Source organism: Streptomyces sp. NPDC054872, from assembly GCF_053610705.1.
The window spans coordinates 128,841-146,849 of record NZ_JBSGYY010000013.1; the positions used below are offsets into that span (position 1 = coordinate 128,841).

15 protein-coding genes and 2 pseudogenes are annotated in these 18,009 nt (G+C 65.5%); 10 read left to right on the forward strand and 7 right to left on the reverse strand.

The genetic code is table 11. From position 1 onward, the window contains the following. Position 1 precedes the first annotated feature (1 nt). From ACWGIH_RS18185 to ACWGIH_RS18225, 9 genes are all read left to right on the forward strand, one after another. The gene (locus tag ACWGIH_RS18185; RefSeq protein ID WP_453445402.1) at positions 2–880 is read left to right on the forward strand and encodes a 3-hydroxyacyl-CoA dehydrogenase family protein; all 879 of its coding nucleotides are present in this window, start codon (positions 2–4) and stop codon (positions 878–880) included. A gap of 6 nt (positions 881–886) precedes the next feature. Continuing rightward, positions 887–1,759, forward strand: a complete 873-nt coding sequence (locus ACWGIH_RS18190) for a 3-hydroxyacyl-CoA dehydrogenase family protein (protein ID WP_453445403.1) — start codon at positions 887–889, stop codon at positions 1,757–1,759. Then, positions 1,756–2,535, forward strand: coding sequence for an enoyl-CoA hydratase-related protein (locus ACWGIH_RS18195; protein WP_453445405.1), 780 nt, complete (start codon positions 1,756–1,758; stop codon positions 2,533–2,535). Before ACWGIH_RS18190 ends, ACWGIH_RS18195 begins: the two co-directional genes overlap by 4 nt. After that, entirely contained in the window at positions 2,532–3,572 is a 1,041-nt protein-coding gene (locus tag ACWGIH_RS18200) for an acyl-CoA dehydrogenase family protein (RefSeq protein WP_453445407.1), read from the forward strand. The genes ACWGIH_RS18195 and ACWGIH_RS18200 overlap by 4 nt, the downstream gene beginning before the upstream one ends. Continuing rightward, complete coding sequence (locus ACWGIH_RS18205; RefSeq protein ID WP_453445409.1) at positions 3,569–5,269, forward strand: AMP-binding protein; 1,701 nt, start codon at positions 3,569–3,571, stop codon at positions 5,267–5,269. The genes ACWGIH_RS18200 and ACWGIH_RS18205 overlap by 4 nt, the downstream gene beginning before the upstream one ends. 1 nt (position 5,270) lies before the next feature. Further along, complete coding sequence (locus ACWGIH_RS18210; protein WP_453445411.1) at positions 5,271–6,395, forward strand: CaiB/BaiF CoA transferase family protein; 1,125 nt, start codon at positions 5,271–5,273, stop codon at positions 6,393–6,395. Positions 6,396–6,502: 107 nt separating this feature from the next. Next, complete coding sequence (gdhA, locus tag ACWGIH_RS18215; RefSeq protein WP_453445413.1) at positions 6,503–7,846, forward strand: NADP-specific glutamate dehydrogenase; 1,344 nt, start codon at positions 6,503–6,505, stop codon at positions 7,844–7,846. A 147-nt stretch (positions 7,847–7,993) separates the two neighbouring features. Then, the gene (locus ACWGIH_RS18220; protein ID WP_453445415.1) at positions 7,994–8,779 is read left to right on the forward strand and encodes an electron transfer flavoprotein subunit beta/FixA family protein; all 786 of its coding nucleotides are present in this window, start codon (positions 7,994–7,996) and stop codon (positions 8,777–8,779) included. A gap of 56 nt (positions 8,780–8,835) precedes the next feature. Then, positions 8,836–9,810, forward strand: a complete 975-nt coding sequence (locus ACWGIH_RS18225) for an electron transfer flavoprotein subunit alpha/FixB family protein (protein WP_453445417.1) — start codon at positions 8,836–8,838, stop codon at positions 9,808–9,810. Positions 9,811–10,271: 461 nt separating this feature from the next. Here the strand turns inward: ACWGIH_RS18225 and ACWGIH_RS18230 are convergent, their stop codons facing one another. From ACWGIH_RS18230 to ACWGIH_RS18245, 4 genes and pseudogenes are all read right to left on the reverse strand, one after another. Then, the gene (locus tag ACWGIH_RS18230; protein WP_453445419.1) at positions 10,272–10,787 is read right to left on the reverse strand and encodes an ATP-binding protein; all 516 of its coding nucleotides are present in this window, start codon (positions 10,785–10,787) and stop codon (positions 10,272–10,274) included. A 788-nt stretch (positions 10,788–11,575) separates the two neighbouring features. Next, on the reverse strand, positions 11,576–11,869 hold the full coding sequence (locus tag ACWGIH_RS18235) for a hypothetical protein (protein WP_453445421.1): 294 nt from the start codon (positions 11,867–11,869) through the stop codon (positions 11,576–11,578). Then, a pseudogene (locus ACWGIH_RS18240) lies at positions 11,866–13,061 on the reverse strand (IS110 family transposase). The gene ACWGIH_RS18235 and the pseudogene ACWGIH_RS18240 overlap by 4 nt, the downstream one beginning before the upstream one ends. A gap of 248 nt (positions 13,062–13,309) precedes the next feature. Further along, a complete protein-coding gene (locus tag ACWGIH_RS18245) occupies positions 13,310–13,906 on the reverse strand; it encodes a TetR/AcrR family transcriptional regulator (RefSeq protein ID WP_453445422.1) in 597 nt (198 codons plus the stop codon). Between the two features lie 496 nt (positions 13,907–14,402). Between ACWGIH_RS18245 and ACWGIH_RS18250 the strand changes: the two genes are divergently transcribed. Continuing rightward, entirely contained in the window at positions 14,403–15,023 is a 621-nt protein-coding gene (locus ACWGIH_RS18250; RefSeq protein ID WP_453445424.1) for a transposase, read from the forward strand. A gap of 694 nt (positions 15,024–15,717) precedes the next feature. Here the strand turns inward: ACWGIH_RS18250 and ACWGIH_RS18255 are convergent. The 3 genes and pseudogenes from ACWGIH_RS18255 to ACWGIH_RS18265 all read right to left on the reverse strand — a co-directional run. Beyond that, positions 15,718–16,686, reverse strand: a complete 969-nt coding sequence (locus ACWGIH_RS18255) for a LysR family transcriptional regulator (RefSeq protein WP_453445426.1) — start codon at positions 16,684–16,686, stop codon at positions 15,718–15,720. A 58-nt stretch (positions 16,687–16,744) separates the two neighbouring features. Further along, positions 16,745–17,512, reverse strand: a complete 768-nt coding sequence (locus ACWGIH_RS18260) for a transposase (protein WP_453445451.1) — start codon at positions 17,510–17,512, stop codon at positions 16,745–16,747. 94 nt (positions 17,513–17,606) lie between these two features. Continuing rightward, positions 17,607–18,009 (reverse strand): annotated as a pseudogene (locus ACWGIH_RS18265) (transposase); the annotation flags it as partial.

The following is an 18,009-nucleotide window of genomic DNA, read 5'->3' on the forward strand; positions in this document are numbered from 1 at the left end:
CGTGACAACGCAAGAACACACCGTCGCGGTGCTCGGCGCCGGGACCATGGGGGCAGGAATCGCCACCGTCGCCGTACGGGCGGGATACCGGGCGATCATCCACGACCGCGACGAGGGCAACCTCAAAAGGGGTGTCGAATCCGTCCGCGGATTCCTTGCCAAGAGCGCGCAGCTGGGCAAGCTGACGCAGGAGCAGGCAGATGCGGCGGTCGGGCGGATCGAGGGAACTACCGACCTGGGTGACCTCGCCGCGGCCAGTGTCGTGATCGAGGCGATTTACGAGGACCTCACTGCCAAAAGGGAACTCTTCGCCGAGCTGGACAGCATCGTCGGTGAGCGGACCCTGCTGCACACCAACACATCGACTCTGTCGGTCACCGCCATCGCGTCAGGATCGAAGCGGCCGGAGAGGGTTGTCGGGACGCACTACTGCAACCCGGCGCCACTGATGAAGCTGGTAGAAGTCGCCGACGGCCACCACACAGCGGGCTGGGCGCACGATGCGACGACTCACTTTCTTGCTTCGTTGGGCAAGACCACGGTGGTCACCAAGGACCGGCCCGGGTTCATTGTCAACCGGTTCCTTATCCCCTGGGAGAACAGTTGTATCGACGCACTGGAAGCGGGTCTGGGCACCAAGGAGTCCATCGACACCGCGGTGACCGGCGCGCTCGGACATCCCATGGGACCGTTCGCGCTACTCGATGTGGTCGGCCTGGACATCCACCAGCAGGTGGCCACACGGCTGTACGAGCAGCTGCGCGATCCGCGATTCTTCCCGCCACCGATGGTGGACCGGATGGTGGCCGCCGGCGATCTGGGACGTAAGACGGGTCGCGGGTTCTACACCTATGACGACAACCGGCTGTTCGGTACCTGAGCGAGGATGATCATGTCTGAAATTCAACGAGTCGCCGTGCTGGGCCTGGGCACCATGGGTGCTGGTATCGCGCAGGTCGCTGCAATGGCCGGCTACGAGGTGACCGTACTCGAAGCCGGGCAGGACAGGATCGACGCAGGCCTCGCCGCACTGACCGCCTTTTTGGCCGGTGGCGTCGCCCGCGGCAAGCTCGATCCGCCGCAACGGGAGGAGATCCTGGCCCGCATCCGGCCGGTCACCGACGTCACTGAGCTGGCCGACAGCGACCTCGTCATCGAAGCCGTGACCGAGCGAGTGGAGGTGAAGCTCGGACTGTTCACGAGGGTCGCGGAGGTCGTCGCCGCTGACGCGCTGATCGTCACCAACACCTCGGCCCTGTCCGTCACAGAGTTGGCAGACTCGGTGCCCCACCCCGGCCGGTTTGCAGGTCTGCACTTCTTCAACCCCGCACCGATCATGAAGGTGGTCGAGGTCGTGCGTGCCCTGCAGACCGATGAGGCGGTGATCGAACGGCTGGTGTCCTTCGTCAGCGCCCTCGGCAAGAACCCGGTCGTCGTCAAGGACCGGCCCGGCTTCCTCGTCAACTACCTTCTGATGCCCTACCTCAACGATGTCGTCGCGGCGTACGACAGCGACCTGGCCAGCGCCGAGGACATCGATACCGCAATGCGTCTGGGACTTGGGTACAAACTGGGACCGCTCGAGCTGCTCGATCTGATCGGCCTCGACGTCCACAACCACGCCACCCACAGCGCTTACGAGGCCACCCTCGACCCCCGATTCGCACCACCCCCCCTGCTGCGGCAGATGGTCGCCGCCGGATATCACGGCAACAAGAACGGACGTGGATTTCGAACCGTTCAGGAGGAGGTCCGATGAACGAGTACACCGACATCCTGGTGTGGCAGGACGGCCCCGTCCTCACCATCGCGATCAACCGGCCGGAGGCGGGCAACAAGCTCCGCCAGCAGACCTGCCTCGAACTCTTCGACGCACTCCAGAAGTTCCGGCTCGATCCCGCGCTGCGTGCGGCTGTGCTCACCGGCACCGGCGAGAAGTACTTCTGCATCGGCGGAGAGCACGAACCCATCACGTCGTTCGACCAGTCGCAGGTGCTGCCCATCATTGACGTGTATCAGGCGATCGACACCATCCCGAAGCCCATTGTGGCTGCGGTTAACGGGTTCGCGGTCGGCGGGGGCAACGTGCTGCACACGGTGTGCGATTTGACCGTGGCCGCCGACACCGCAGTGTTCCGCCAAGTCGGGCCGATGGTGGGCAGCTTCGACGCCGGGTACGGCAGTTGGTATCTGGAAGACACCATCGGCCGCAAGCGAGCCAAGGAGATGTGGTACCTGAACCGCAAGTACTCCGCAACCCAGGCGCGAGAGATGGGGCTGGTCAACGAGGTGGTACCAGCTGCCGAGCTGCGTGACCGCTCGGCGGAGGTGGCCAAGGAACTCACCAACCGCAGCCCGATGGCGCTGGGCGGACTGAAGGCGGCGTTCTCCGCTCGTCACAACGGCGTCTCGGGCCAGGCCAGGATGGCGCACGACCAGTACCTCAGCGTGTACCTCGCTACGAAGGAAGCGCATGAAGTAAATGAGTCCTTCGCCGAACGCCGCCAGCCCGACCCTGAGAGGTTCTGGACGTGACAGGTCATGCCCCTGCGCTGAGCACCGAACAGGCGGACCTCGCGGCCATGCTCGGCGCGGTCATCGCGGGAACCGAGGAACGTCCGTGCGACGAGAAGCCAGGCGACGTCGCTGCCATCCGGCGACAGCTGGCCGAGCTCGGCGTGTGGACGTTGGGTGCCTCTACGGACGACTACCCGGCAGGAGACGAACTCGCGGCTCTGGCCTTCGCTTGCCTCGCCGGGCGCTGGCCCGCGCTGGCCTGGGCATCGGTGCAGGCCCATACCACCGTCGACGTTCTTGGCGACACCATGATCTCCCATGGTGTTCAGGCGGGAGACGAGGCGGTGGCAGTGGTCGATGACAAATCTGCCGCAGTGCGCCTGAACTTGGAGAACGGACGACTTTCCGGCTGTATCGACCGGATCGACCCGGCCGGGGACCGACCTCACGTGATGGTCCTGGGGCACGGTGTGGCCTGGCTCCTTCCGCCGGAGGCACTGAGGTTCGAAAGCCTGCGGCGCACAGGCCTGGACGGTGCGCTGACTGTCTCAGCCCAACTGATCGAGCCCATCGAGGAAGCCGGCGTGGTGATCAACGGCGTCGACACCGACTCCGCGCGTATTCGTCTGTGGCTCGGCGCTGCTGCAGTTGCCGCTGGTATCGCGGATGCCGCAGCCGAGGCGGCGCTGAGGTACAGCGGTGAGCGTGAGCAGTTCGGTGCGCCGCTCACCGCTTTGCCGAGTGTGCGTGACGCCCTGCTGTCGGCTGCCGGATCGGCCAGCATGACACTACGCCAGGTACTGCGGCCACGGGACTGCTCGCTTTGGCAGGCTGCTGCGGTCCTCAACTCGGCCTGTGAGCAGGCACTCGACACGTGTGCCCGGGCGGTACAGGCGCACGGCGGCTATGGCTACCTGACGGAGTATCCCGTCGAACGCATGCTGCGTGACGCGGTTTCCCTGCGCGCCGCATGCGACGTGGTGAACGTCCGCCGTGCCGGGGCCGCGAAGTACGCCGCTTTCACGACCATGGGTTCTGGGAAGGACGTGGGATGACGGGTTCACTGGCGGACATGCTCGGTGGTCAGCACTCACCGGTCACCGATCGTGATGCTGAGGCGTTCCGGTCGGCCGGGTGGTGGAAAGGCCGGACGGTCCGCTCGGTACTGGCGGAGTCCGCCGACAGGTATCCCGACCGGGTGGCGCTGGTAGGCCACCGTGGCGAGAGCAGCAGCCCGGTACGGCTGACCTACCGAGAATTCGATCGTGCGGCGAACCAGGTCGCATCGGCATTGGCCCGCATCGGCGTGGGGAAGCACGACACCGTCGCGGTGATGCTGCCGAACTGGGTGGAGTATTGCTCGCTCGTCTTCGGCATCAACGAGGTCGGAGCGATCTACACCGGAGTTCCGATCACATACGGTGAGTTGCAGGCAGCCGCCATCGTGCGGCGAGCAAAGGCCAAAGTGCTGGTTATCCCTCGGACATGGCGGGGCACCGACCACCTCGCACTTGTACGACGACTTCGCCAGGAGATCGACACCCTGGAACACATCGTCGTGATAGGCAACGATGCGACAGAGCTCCGCCCGGGGGAGCAGTCCTGGGAGTCGTTCATCGATGTGCCTCCGCGCAGATTCGAGGCTCCTGCCGCCGGCGAGTTGTGTTATCTGGGCTTCACCTCGGGCACCACCGGCGAGCCAAAAGGAGCGATGCACACGCACGACACCCTCGTCTACGCGGCCGAGGCCCTCGCCAATCACCTCGGGCCGAAGACGTTCGGCGATCCGATGGTTCAGCTCGTCGCCTCCCCTGTCGGGCACCACACCGGGTTCGTTTGGGGCATTCTCTTCACAGCCCTCCTCGCAGGTACCGGTGTGCACATGGACCGCTGGGATCCCGCGTGGGGTGTCGAAGTCATCCGGCAGGAGCAGGTCACCGCGTTCTTCGGCGCGCCGACTTTCCTCCAGGACATGATGCGCACCGATCTCGCTGACGATCCCGACTGTCCGCTGGAATGCCTAGTCATTGCGGGCTCCTCGGTACCGAGGACGCTGCCTGCGAAGGGGAGCAAGGCGCTCGAGGCCTACATCGCTCCGGCCTGGGGCATGACCGAGTGCAGCATCATGACCTCGTGCACACCGAAGGAACCGTCCGAGGTTCAGCTCACCGACGGGTCCGTCTTCTCTGGTTCTGAGGTCCGTGTGGTCGACGATGCGGGCGTGGTGGTGCCACCTGGCGTGACAGGCGACCTGCTCATGCGAGGCCCGGGCGTGATCCTCGGGTACTACGACCGTCCTGACGCGACGGACGAGTCCTTCCTGCCCGGCCTGTGGTTCAAGACCGGCGACACCGCCAGCATCGACGAGCACGGGTGGCTCTCCCTGCGAGGACGCAGCAAAGACATCATCATCCGCGGCGGCGAAAACATTCCGGTCACCGAGGTGGAGACCGTGCTCTTCGACCACCCGGATGTCATCAACGCAGCGGTGGTGGGATACCCGGACGAACGGTTGGGCGAGCGGGCGTGCGCCGTCCTCGTGCTGAGCCCTGGCACACGCTTGGACCTGGACACACTGTGCGCATACCTGCTGGCGAACGGTATGTCCAAGCACTATCTGCCCGAGCGACTCATCTTGCTGGGCGAGCTGCCGACGACCCAGAGCGGCAAGATCCAGAAGTTCAAGCTCCGCCAGCTCGTGGCGTCCGACGACCCCCAATGCGACCAGCAGCTGAGTCGCGGAAGAGGCTGACATGACCCCCATCCGGCCGCTGTCCGGCGTACGCGTACTCGATCTCTCCACCTTGCTGCCCGGCCCGCTGGCCACCTTGCTCCTGGCAGAGTCTGGCGCAGACGTGGTCAAGATCGAAAGACCGGGCCAGGGCGACGAGATGCGCGTCTACCAGCCGATGCTGGGAGCGGCCAGTGCCAATTATGCAGTGCTCAACCGTGGGAAGCGCGCATACGCCGCCGACCTGAAGCACCCGGAACAACGAGACCGGGTGCTCGCGCTGGCAGCAGAAGCTGACGTCCTCGTCGAGCAGTTCCGGCCTGGCGTCGTCGACCGTCTCGGGCTGGGATATGAGCAGGTGCGTGCCGTAAACCCAGACGTCATCTACTGCTCGATCACCGGCTATGGGCAGGACGGCCCTCACGCCGCGCGTGCCGCACATGATCTGAACTACCTCGCCGAGATGGGACTCCTTGGTGTTGTGGTCGACGGCGCGGGCAACCCGCCTCTACCCCCCACGGTGCTGGCGGACATTGCCGCCGGTACGTACCCCGCGGTGATGAACATCCTGCTGGCCCTCCGCCAGCGCGACGCAACGGGCGAGGGGTGCCATCTGGACATCGCCATGACGCGCAATCTCCAGCTGCTCGCCTATGGCTACTTCGCGACGCATCAGGGAGGCGGAGGATGGCCGGTTCCAGGCAACGAGCTGTTGACGGGTGGCAGCCCTCGCTACCAGGTGTACGCCACAAAGGATGGCCGGCACGTGGCCGTCGCCGCGCTCGAGCAGAAGTTCTGGGAGCGCTTGGCGCAGCTTCTGGATCTCCCCGAGCAGTATCTGGACGAACGGGGACAGGAGCGCGCCGTCATAGGTGTGATCGGGGACTTGATCGGGGCACACCCAGCTGACCACTGGCGCAAATTGTTCGACGGCGAAGATGTCTGTTCTGTCGTCGTCGCCTCGTTCGAGGAGGCCGAGGCTGCCGGCCTCCTGGACATCCATTCCGACGATCGACTGACAGGAGAGGGCTTCGATGTCGGCACACTGCCGAGCACGGTAGACCCGGTCCTGCGCAGACCGCCTGGACGCCTCGGCTATCCCTCGCTCGATCCGCTGCCGGCTGGACCGGTCTGGCCCAGCCGCTGATCTAACCCGACGGTCTTGGCACGAGACCTGAATGTTCGGAACGAGTGACTCCCGGCAGTGCTTCCCGCGCAGCACCCGCACCGTGATCAGGAAGGTATCCGACGACCATGCCTCTCGACGCCGTCACAACAGGGCTCTACAACGAGATCGTCAGTCGCAATCCGGCCGAACCGGAATTCCACCAGGCCGTCTCGGAAGTGCTGCACTCGATCCAGCCCGCGCTGAAACGACAGCCCTCGCTACGTGATGCCAGCCTGCTGCAGCGCCTCTGCGAACCGGAACGGCAAGTTATGTTCCGTGTCGTCTGGGTCGACGACAATGGCACAACACGCGTCAATCGGGGATTCCGGGTGGGCTTCAGTTCCGCGCTCGGCCCCTACAAGGGCGGGCTGCGCTTCCATCGCAGCGTAAATCTCGGAGTCGTCAAGTTCCTCGCCTTCGAACAGATATTCAAGAACGCGCTCACCGGTCTGGGGATCGGCGCCGGCAAGGGGGGCTCCGACTTCGATCCGAGTGGACGCTCGGACGGGGAGATCATGCGCTTCTGCCAGGCCTACATGACCGAACTTCATCGCCATATCGGGCCTCAGACCGATATTCCCGCAGGTGACATCGGTGTGGGGAGCCGAGAGATCGGCTACCTCTTCGGTCAGTACAAGCGCATCACGAACCGATTCGACGCCGGCACCCTCACCGGCAAGGACCTTGTCATCGGCGGCAGCCACGTCCGTCCCGAAGCCACCGGGTACGGCGTCGTGTACTTCGTCGAAGCCATGCTGGCCGAGCGCGGACACTCGCTGGAGGACAAGACTGTCGTCGTTTCGGGTTCTGGAAATGTCGCACAACACGCCATCGGAAAGCTTCACCAGATGGGCGCGAGGGTAGTGGCCTGCTCAGACTCCAGCGGCTTCCTCCACGACCTCTCGGGAGTTCGGCCCGATGTCCTCCACGAGGTCAAGCACGTGCGGCGCGCCAAGCTCGACGCCTACGCCGACCTCGTGCCCACCGCACGCTTCGTGCCCGATAGGTCACCGTGGGATATTCCGTGCGAGATCGCCGTGCCCTCGGCCACCCAAAACGAACTGGGAGAAGCCGACGCGGTCGCCCTCGTCAAGAATGGGCTGATCGCCGTGGCGGAGGGCGCGAACATGCCATGCACTCCCAAGGCTGTCGAAGTCTTCGATGAAGCGGGCGTCGCTTTCGCTCCGGGTAAGGCAGCCAACGCGGGCGGGGTAGCTACCTCAGCCCTGGAGATGCAGCAGAACGCCTGTCGCGACCGTTGGTCCTTCTCAGACACCGACAAAACTCTCGCCGACACCATGCGCAGGATCCATAACACCTGCCTCATTACCGCGGCCGACTACGAGAAGCCCGGAAACTATGTCACGGGCGCCAACATTTCCGGATTTCTCACCGTCGCCTCGGCCATGAAGGCACTCGGACTTGTGTAGCGCGCGGTACCTATTTCTGGGCATCCGCATCTCCGCTTCGCGTGGGGCGTCGCACTCCACACAACCACCAGCGAGAACCAGCGTCCGCCCGACCTCGCAGGCCGCACGGACATCGCGAACCGATAAGTGATCAGTAGGAGAGCCAGCGTGAGCTTGAGGATCGTTGTCTGTGTGAAGTACGTGCCCGACGCCACCGGCGACCGGCACTTCGCCGATGACCTGACCGTCGACCGTGACGATGTGGACGGTCAGCTGTCGGAGCTGGACGAGTATGCGGTCGAGCAGGCGCTGCAGATCGCCGACGAGGCGGACGACGCGGAGATCACCGTGCTGACCGTCGGCCCCGACGACGCCAAGGATGCGCTGCGCAAGGCGCTGTCGATGGGTGCGGACAAGGCCGTTCACGTCGAGGACGATGATCTGCACGGTTCCGACGTCATGGGCACCTCGCTGGTATTGGCCAAGGCGATCGAGAAGACCGGTTACGACCTGGTCATCTGCGGCATGACGTCCACGGACGGCACCATGGGCGTGCTCCCGGCGATCCTCGCCGAGCGTCTGAGCGTCCCGCAGGTCACGCTGCTCTCCGAGGTTTCGGTCGAGGATGGCACCGTCAAGGGCCGCCGTGACGGCGACTCGGCGGCCGAGCAGCTGGAGGCCTCCCTCCCGGCGCTGGTGTCGGTCACCGACCAGTCAGGCGAGGCGCGTTACCCGTCGTTCAAGGGCATCATGGCGGCGAAGAAGAAGCCGGTGGAGTCCCTGGGCCTCGAGGACCTGGAGATCGACGCCGCCGAGGTCGGTCTCGAAGGCTCCTGGACCAAGGTCGACTCGGCCACGGAACGCCCGGCGCGTATCGCGGGCACGATCGTCAAGGACGAGGGCGAGGGCGGCAAGCAGCTCGCAGAGTTCCTCGCGAGCCAGAAGTTCATCTGAGGCCGAGCGCCGCTCGCCGCCCCCGCTCTTTCGCATTCGCAGGAGATTGAAGTCCCATGACTGAAGTTCTCGTCTACGTCGACCACTTGGACGGTGCCGTCCGCAAGCCCACTCTGGAGCTGCTGACGCTGGCCCGCCGCATCGGCGACCCGGTCGCCGTCGCACTCGGTGCGGGCGCCGAGTCCACCGCCGCCGCGCTAGCCGAGCACGGCGCGGTCAAGGTGCTGACCGCCGACGCTCCCGAGTTCGCCGACTACCTCGTCGTGCCGAAGGTGGACGCGCTCCAGGCCGCGTACGAGGCAGCGTCCGCCGGGGGCTCCCTGGCCGCCGTGCTCCTACCGTCCTCCGCCGAGGGCAAGGAGATCGCGGCCCGTCTCGCAGTCCGTATTGGCTCCGGCATCATCACCGACGCCGTCGACCTGGGGGCCGACGACAACGGCCCCATCGCCACGCAGTCCGCGTTCGCGGCGTCGTACACGATCAAGTCCCGGATCAGCACGGGCACCCCGGTCATTACGGTCAAGCCGAACTCGGCCGCCGTCGAGGCCGCCCCGGCCGCCGGCACGGTCGAGGCCCTGACGGTCTCCTTCTCCGAGGCGGCGACCGGCACCAAGGTCGTCTCGCGCACCCCGCGCGAGTCGACCGGCCGCCCCGAGCTGACCGAGGCCGCGATCGTGGTCTCCGGCGGTCGCGGCGTCAACGGCGCCGAGAACTTCGCCATCATCGAGGCGCTCGCCGACTCGCTCGGCGCGGCCGTCGGTGCCTCCCGCGCCGCCGTTGACGCCGGCTGGTACCCGCACTCCAACCAGGTCGGCCAGACCGGCAAGTCGGTTTCGCCGCAGTTGTATATCGCGTCCGGCATCTCCGGTGCGATCCAGCACCGTGCCGGTATGCAGACGTCGAAGACCCTCGTGGCCGTCAACAAGGACGCCGAGGCCCCGATCTTCGACCTCGTCGACTACGGCGTGGTCGGCGACCTTTTCGAGGTCGTCCCCCAGCTGACCGAACAGGTCAAGACCCGTAAGGGCTGACCTGCACCGCTCTGAACGGCCGGGACCGCCCGGTGATTGCCACCGTGCGTTCGCCGTAGCTGCCTGCCAAGGTCACCAGTCGCGGTGGTGACCTTTGCGGTGAGGCTGAAGCGTGTCCCTCGACAACTTGGGTGTGTCGGGCGGGGTGAGGCCGCGAACCGATCCCTCGTTCCAGGGGACCGTCGACTGCGACATCCGGCCGCTGGGTCATCGACCGCGTCAACCAGTGCGTACGTTCTTCGATGTCTCCTCGAGCCTCGCGACGATCACGGGCCCACATCCGTGTCGGTGGTCTTCCGCGGCACGCCGGGACGCGACCGGGCACACAGCCTTTCCAGCTGCCCTCAAAGGCGCCGACGCCACGACTTGTGTCGGCGGGAACCGGCAACCGCCGGGCAGTCTCCGCGTTCGCTGACTCTCTGCAAGCAACGATCTCATCGACCAATGACAAAATTTTCGACTCAGATCGCTAGGTCGGTGCCCGTCCACGCTTCGCACCCGGCCAGTACGTGCTCCTTGTGATCGGCATCCTGAACAGGTGCCGGTGACATCTGCTGGTCGGGGGATGTGATGGGGAGGTCTGCCCGGACGCGAGTGCCGACGGTCATCTGCAGGAAAGCTACCCGCTCGGACAGAGCCTCCACGATCTGCAGCCCACGCCCGGATTCTGCGCTCTCGCCTTGGGGCTTGATTTGCCACTGTCCGGCATCGACAACCTCGATCTGGATCGAGTTGGTGGAGATCCGCAGTATCAGGGCGAGGTAGCAGCTGCCGCTGTGCGTCGCGGCGTTGGTAACGAGTTCGGAAACGATCATCCGCAGACTGTCACGGGGGTCGCCTGTGATGCACCACCCTGCGCAAGCTTCCAGCGCGAAGCGCCGTCCCTGCATGGCCGCCTCAGGTGCGGCCTGCAGAATGCATGCAGCCATGCGGTCGGATTCGTTGCTCTGGGTGACGATGCTCTCGATATGCCGCATTACTGCTTCGCCTGAAGTCTCAGCAGTCGCACTAGAGGTGTCTCCGTATGGGGTGGTGCTGTTCATTGGGGACCTCGCATGTGCCGCGAATCGCGCTGATTTTTGCGAGCGGCTTCCTGCTTCGTGCCGATCGATATATGTCACTCTAGCCCGTCAAATCGGACAGTCAAGGTTTTGTCGGACAAAAGACATTTCTGGAACCGCAGCACTGAACTGGTGAGCGAGTCGAGCCCTGTGCTGCAGTCATGTCTAGGCTCGTGAGGCGATGCGTCACCGTGGTGCCAAGGTCAGACGTTTCCGCTCGGTGATTGCGGGAGGCGACCGGCTCCGAATGAACTCGCTTGTTGATCTTCCGCTCCATAGTGTTGTGCTCCTATCCGGACCCGTACCAAAGGTGGGACCACCGAGGTCGGGCCCAAGCCGCGCGGGCGACGTGTGCATGGCCATCGCGCTGCGACTGTTTCCGCTGAGACCGCCGCCTCGGGCAGAAGGGAGACTCCCCGGTGCAGAGCGGCTACGGTGCGCGCGACATGCTTGCCAGCTCCCGGCCCGCCTCAGTAATGCCCCGCAAACCACCGTGCCAGCGGGTACCAGGGCGGCCATCCACCAGTCCATCTCGTGCTGGGTGACTCCCGTGAGCGCAAGGCGTGGTTGTTCATGGTGGTGAGAAAGGCGACGGCAAGGTTGAGGGCGTAGGCCTCGCGTACTCGGTGCTTGAGCCCGCCTAGATGATCTATTCCAAGGGGTCACTGACCGCCTTCGATCACTGACCCCTTGGAATAGATCATCTAGCCTTCGATGGGCCCGGCGGGCCCGGGGCAGGAAGACCAGCGGACGTAGGCGCGCAGCAGTAGGGCGTGTTCGGGATGGCGGGCTGCGGGGCGGGTGAGGTGGCGTTCGATGCGGGCGGTGAGTTCGTGGCGCTCGGGCAGTACTTGGGAGGTGACCAGGGTGGTGCGGAGGTAGTCGATGGTTTGAGTTCCGCCTCGGCTGGAGGCGACGTCCAGACCCGAAGCGTTCGTGGCCCGTCGTACGGGCTCAGCCAGCCTTCTGCCGGGGGGTGCCCCTATGACGTTGGTCAAGGGGCAACCGGGGTTGGTGGTTGGTAGAAGGTTCCGTCGCGGAGCATCGCGAAGAGCACGTCGGCTCGGCGGCGGGCGAGGCAGAGGGCTTGGGTGTGGTGCTTGCCCTCCTTGATCTTCTTGTCGTAATAGGTGCGGGAGGCGGGGTCGGCGAGGGCGGCGATCGCGGAGAGGAAGAAGGCCCGATTGAGCTGCTTGTTTCCTCTCCTGGACTGCTGTTCGCCGCGGATGGAGGTGCCCGAGCTCCGCGTGGTGGGAGCGAGGCCGGCGTGGGCGGCGAGGTGGGCGGCCGAGGGGAAGTTGGTTCCGTCGCCGACGTCGATGAGGATGCGGGCTCCGGTCCTGATGCCGATGCCGGGCATGCACATCAGGACCCGGGAAAGAGGGTGGGCTTCCAGCAGTTCCTCGATCCGGGCGGCGATGAGTTTGCGCTGCTCGAGGACGGCGGTGAGCGAGTCGGCGAGGCTGGGGACGATCAGCGCGGTCGTCCGTGACCGTGACGACGACGGCCTGTTCATCAAGCGCGGTGAAGACGTCGTCGACGAGCCGCTCGGCCGTCCTGGGTGCCTTCGGGCGGATCAGGGTGACCAGCCATCGGCGGCCTGCCTTGCGGATCTGGGCCGGAGAGCCGTACTGGCCGAGCATTTTCAGCACGGCCGGGTGCTGCATGCGCGGGCCCAGGACACGTTCGAGATGCGGGTGGACCTGCGTGAACAGGCCGCGAAGGCGGTTCGAGAGGCGGGTGGCTTCCGCGGCCAGGTCGTCGTCGAAGCCGACGATCATCTGAAGCTCGGCGACGTTCTCGTCGTCCAGCTCGAGCGAGCGGAGAGTATGCGGCATTGCCCGGGCGGCATCCGCGATGATGAACGCGTCACGGGCGTCCGCCTCGCCGGGGTAGAGGTCGGCGATCCGCCGCATGGTCAGGCCGGGCAGGTAGGCGACTTCGCAGCCCATGTCCCGGGCGACGGCCAGCGGCAGGGCGCCGATGGTGGCGGGCTGGTCGACGATCACGAGGACGGTTCCGTGCTTGGCCTTCAGCTTGCCGAACACCCCGCGGAGTCTGGGCTCGCTGATGGGCAGCCGCTTGTCGAATGTCTTCTTGCCGGCCGGGGGGGGTGACGGCGGTGGCGTGGTGTTCGCCCTTGCCGAAGTCCAGGCCGAGGAAGAGGTCGATGTTGCTGATGTCGATCACGTGCACGCTCCGGTCGTACTCACCCGGCCTTGCCACGGCACTGATCGCCACATCCACATTACGAAGAGCCTCCCGACCTGCGAAGAAGCCGGTGGTCATGCCCCTAATCAGCGGTCTGTCAGTGCTTTCGGAGCGGGTGACACCACCCCCCGGGCCATGCACTCGACAAGGGGAGGTAGTCATGCCAACTCCGAAGGCCGGTAACCCCGTTGCGGGGCTACGAAGTCAGCAATGGGGAGGCGGTCGTTTCATCCAGCGTGCGGCCGGGGTCGCAGGCCGAGTAGGGCGTGCTGGACGAGATCGGCGCTACGCCTGACTGCGTCGTCGCCGAAGCCCAGGAAGTGCCGATAGTGGATCGGCGCGTACAAGAGGTCGACCATCACGTCGATGGGCACGTCGGAGCGGAGCTGCTCGGCGGCGATGGCAGAATTCAGTCGGGCCCGGCATTCCACGAGGCTGGGCTCGAGGATCGTTTCGCGGAAGGCCTTCATCAAGGCGGGGTCGTTCTGTGCCTCGCTTATGACGCCTTTGTACGCCTCGCTGTACTTGCCGGTGACCAGGCGTTGACTCACCGCGGAGATCTGGGCCGTGAGGTCGGCGGCGATGTCGCCGGTGTCGGGGTAGGCGAAGTCGTCACCGAGCTCCTCGCTCATCGCCTCCAGCATCACCGCCCCCTTGGAGCGCCACCAACGGTAGATCGTGGGCTTGCCCACACCGGCTTGGGCGGCGATGGCCTCGATGGTCACCTTCGCGAAGCCCTTGCGGCACACCAGGTCGAACGCCGCATCGAGGATGGCCCGGCGGGCACGCGCGCTGCGCCGTTCACTGTTCGGGTCGGGGGTCATGACCTCACAATACCGCTTGCGTTACGTTACGTTTCGTTTCGTTTTGCAAGGACGCCCGAGATGATTCAGTTTCCGAGGGCGTTACGACGCCTTCCGTAGACGTGGCAATGCTGCCCCGGGCCCCGGCGAGGGAGGGGAGTCGAAGAGTCATGATCGAAAACGTTGTGTCCAAGGGTGAGTTGGTGGCCGTGCAGGCCCGAACTGCCGCGGAGCGGGCGGCGGGTCCGGCTTGCGGGAAACTGTCGTACCGGGTGCACAGCCGGTACGTACGTCGCCTCGCCGACAGTGCGGGCGGCCGTCGGCCGGTTTTGATTGAGTTACGAGTCGGTTCGCTGCGGTCAACGTCAGGGCCTCAAACGGTGTTGGAGCGTCTGGCTGTGATTCTGGCAGGCAGAGCCGGTGCCCGCCTTTCCCAAACGCTGGCGGCTAAAATGAGCAGGCTGACGCTGCTGCGATTCTTCCGGAGCCCGAGACCTCGACTCCGCGGGTACTCGGGGTGGACGACTTCGCCCTGCGAAAGGGCCACAGCTACGGCACGATCCTGATCGACATCGAATCCCGCCGGCCCATCGATCTATTGCCGGACCGGACGACGGCGACGGTCGCTCAGTGGCTCGCGGAGCATCCCGGCATTGAAGTGACCTGTCGTGACCGCTCCACGCTTATGCCGAGGCCGGACGTCACGGCGCCCCGAGCGCCATCCATGTCGCGGACCGGTGGCACATCTGGTCGAATTTGGCCGAGGCCGCGAGAAGACAGTCGTCCAGCATCGCGCCTGCTGCGTGAGCCGCACCAATCCGCCACGGCTCAGTCATCGCGGCCATGGAAAACACGAACCTCGAACCGCCCTCTCCATCAGGGCTGCGGACAACAGGCCGACTCTCTGACCGTGTTCGGGAACGAACCGCGGATGTCTATTCGCTCCTCGACCAGGGCGTCGGACTGCGCCGCGCCGCTTCGTCAACGTAGCGAGCCCAGACGAGCTCCTGGTCGGCCGGTGGATCGGCCCAGCCAGAATCCTCGACCCTTACAAGCCCTACCTGCCCCAGCGTTGGGCCGAGGGCTGCACAGCGCCCGCCGCCTGTTCGAAGATTTCCACGAGCGCGTACGTGGCTAAGCTCCGCGAGAGCTTTCCGCACGACCCGCCCCGCAGAGCACCGTCCGTGCGAAACGTGACCAACTGACTCACCCGCCATCCCGACCGCCTCACCGACAATCAGACCCAGCAGGTCAAAGCAATTCTGGTGCGCTGCCCCGCTCTCGACCGCACCGCGCGCCACGTCCGACGTTCGCCGAGCTCATGAACAATCGGCAGGGCAAGTACCTGGACCGATGGATCACGCACGTGAAGGCCGACGACTTGCCTGCCCTACGCACATAGGTCACCAGCCTCGGCCAGGACCTCGACGCCGTCGTCGCCGGCCTCACCTGGATTGGAGCTCTGGCGCTGTCGAGGGCCAGAACAACAAGGCCAAGATGTTGAAGAGGGTCGGCCGGGCCAACGACCCGCTCCGCAAGCGGGTCCTGCTCAGCGCCCCAGCCGTTCATGACCGCGATTTCGGTCACCCTCCGTGGCCCCGGCACTGAAAGTGATCCAAAACCGCCCACGGACCGGGGTTCGTCAATGGAGACGAGCCTTCGCCCCGAGTACCTCAGAGTGCCTGTCTGCAATGGTACGCCGTGCACAACCGCAACGTAACAGCGTCCCCAGCGACAACTACGGGGTATCTCCTTGCCACGAACTGTAAGCAGAGAATCCTAAGACGGCTGATCACTCCGGCAAGTGTGGCGCGCCGCCCTCCGAAGTTCGATCAACCCCGTAGCTCGCCGTCCCCGATAGGTGAGCCGTCAAAGGTTGGGACCAGGCTGGCCCGCTGGTCACGCACAGCTTCTTCCAGCACCCGTACTCCGAGGTCAATAAGCGGGTTCCGCCGACTACCCCGGCGCGCGCAGATGAGTACTCGCCGCGTCGGCACGTTTTCGCTCAGCACCGGCACCCTTGCCACTGACTGGCCAGCTGGCCCCTCGGCTAGCCTCGGGACCAGTGAGATGCCCAACCCATTACCGACCAGCGCCCAGATCGCTGGCCAGTTGGTGGCGGCGTGCACGACCCGCGGCGAGAACCCGGCCGCCGCGCAAAGCGCCATCACTCGCTGAGCGTGGTCGCAGGTGCCCGGGTCGGCGACGATCCAGTCCTCGGCCACCGCATCGTCCAGGCGCACCGAGACCGCCCGCGCTAGCGGGTGGTCGGCGGGCACCAGCATGAAATATGGCTCCTCCAGCAGAAGGGTCTGTTCAAACCGAGCGTCATCCTGCTGAGGCCCGCCTTCGATGGGTTCCACAACTGCTAGATCCACTTCGCCTGCGACCAGCAGGTCGAAACTCTTCGCGGTGTCACACTCGCGCACCTGCACCAGGAGATCGGGGTGGCTTTGCCGCAACCGCCCGGCCGCGGGCGCGATCAACCCGCTGATTGCGGTGGTGAACCCCGCTAGACGCAAGGGCCCGGTCACGCCCGCCCGGTAGGACTCCAGCTCCGCCTGTGCCTCCTCCCACCTGGCCAACAGCGCGTCGGCGTGGTCGATTAGCAGGTGACCGGCCGGGGTCAACCGCACACCGCGGCCTTTTGGCTCCAGAAGGACGACTTTGAGTTCGCGCGTTAGCTCGCGCATCTGGTGGGAAACCGCCGACGGGGTGAGGTGCAGCGCTTCCGCAGCCGCGGTGACGGTGCCGTGCTGGTGCACCATGCGGAGCATATGGAGTCGGCGCAGGTCAATCATGAAGCATTTTGCACACACAACCCATAAAACATGCAATAGACCGCAACGGTGCCCTGGGTCATCCTGCTGCCATGGACACCCACACGAACACCATCATTTCCCAACACGCCACCAGCGAGGGCACTGTGGTCTGGAGTCGCTGCGCCTGCGGACGGCTGCAGATGGTCCTGGTGCCAAACGGGCGCGCCAGCAAGGGTCTGACCGCGGGGCGACATGACATCGAGTGCCCCAACTGCGGGAGTTGCTGACCTTTTCGGCTTGCATTCGGGTGGATGTCGGTGATGGTGACACCGGATCCCGCGAGGCAGCCGGTGATGAGGTCGGGGTGTCGTTGGATGTGGGCGAGTCCCCGGCGGAGAGTGTGCTCGAGGTAGTCGGGGTCGGTCAGGGCGGTGTAGGCCATCGGGGCTCGCAGCGGGAGATACCAGATGCCCCCAACTGGGTTGAGATCCGGTGCATAGGAGGGGAGTTGGAAGACGGCGAGCCAGTCGTGGTCGGCTTCGTACTGGCGCAGGTCGGCCGCCCGATGGATGTTGCGGTTGTCCCAGACGACCACGACGATGGGGGCGTGGAGTTTGCAGTGGGGCGCGCCAGGAGATCGCGGTAGTCGGTCCAGGCGAAGCTCTTGCGCGCGCCCTTGCGGTTGAGATGGAAGCGGGGGCCGGTAGATCAGCCGTGGTTGCTCGCCGGGGCGGTAGCAGCGCAAGCCCGTGATCGAGATGTGGCGTCGGGAGCGGCCGCGGACGGTGAAGAGGGGCGTGTGACCGCGCCGGCCCCAGGTACGGGCGCGTGGCGGCGTCGAAGACCGCAGACGAAATCGTCGAATTCCTCGCTAATAGGACTCCGTTAGGTCTGTCTCGGTCTTGGTGTTCGTGTGGACAGGGGCTGATGGCAGGTGGTGCAGATGCCGTTCCAACACCTCAGGGTGTTCTGGAGGGCGTCGAGGATTTGGTAGAGGGCGAAGTCCGGCCCGGGCGCCTTTGGGGGCAGGCGTCGTTCGGTGAGGAAGGCATGGGCGGCGGTCACGAGGGTCACGTGGTGGTGCCAGCCGGGCCAGGATCGGCCTTCGAAGTGGTCCAGGCCCAGGCCGTGCTTGAGTTCGCGGTAGTCGTGTTCGATGCGCCAGCGGACCTTGGCCAGCCGGACGAGATCGGCCATCGGGGTTTCCGTCGCCAGGTTCGACAGCCAGTAGTCCGTGGGAGTCCCGGCGCCTTCGGGCCATTCGATCAGCAGCCAGCAGCCAGCAGCCAGCAGCCAGCAGCCAGCAGCCGGGCAGGACCCCGTCCCACCAGCCCTGTTCGGCGGAGGCAGCGGCTTTGATTG

Bases quoted from the DNA above. Each gene is read 5' to 3' on its own strand.
- ACWGIH_RS18190 (WP_453445403.1), top strand. From the start codon at position 887: ATGATCATGTCTGAAATTCAACGAGTCGCCGTGCTGGGCCTGGGCACC.
- ACWGIH_RS18195 (WP_453445405.1), top strand. From the start codon at position 1,756: ATGAACGAGTACACCGACATCCTGGTGTGGCAGGACGGCCCCGTCCTC.
- ACWGIH_RS18205 (WP_453445409.1), top strand. From the start codon at position 3,569: ATGACGGGTTCACTGGCGGACATGCTCGGTGGTCAGCACTCACCGGTC.
- ACWGIH_RS18210 (WP_453445411.1), top strand. From the start codon at position 5,271: ATGACCCCCATCCGGCCGCTGTCCGGCGTACGCGTACTCGATCTCTCC.
- gdhA (WP_453445413.1), top strand. From the start codon at position 6,503: ATGCCTCTCGACGCCGTCACAACAGGGCTCTACAACGAGATCGTCAGT.
- ACWGIH_RS18225 (WP_453445417.1), top strand. From the start codon at position 8,836: ATGACTGAAGTTCTCGTCTACGTCGACCACTTGGACGGTGCCGTCCGC.
- ACWGIH_RS18230 (WP_453445419.1), bottom strand. From the start codon at position 10,787: ATGCGGCATATCGAGAGCATCGTCACCCAGAGCAACGAATCCGACCGC.
- ACWGIH_RS18245 (WP_453445422.1), bottom strand. From the start codon at position 13,906: ATGACCCCCGACCCGAACAGTGAACGGCGCAGCGCGCGTGCCCGCCGG.
- ACWGIH_RS18255 (WP_453445426.1), bottom strand. From the start codon at position 16,686: ATGATTGACCTGCGCCGACTCCATATGCTCCGCATGGTGCACCAGCAC.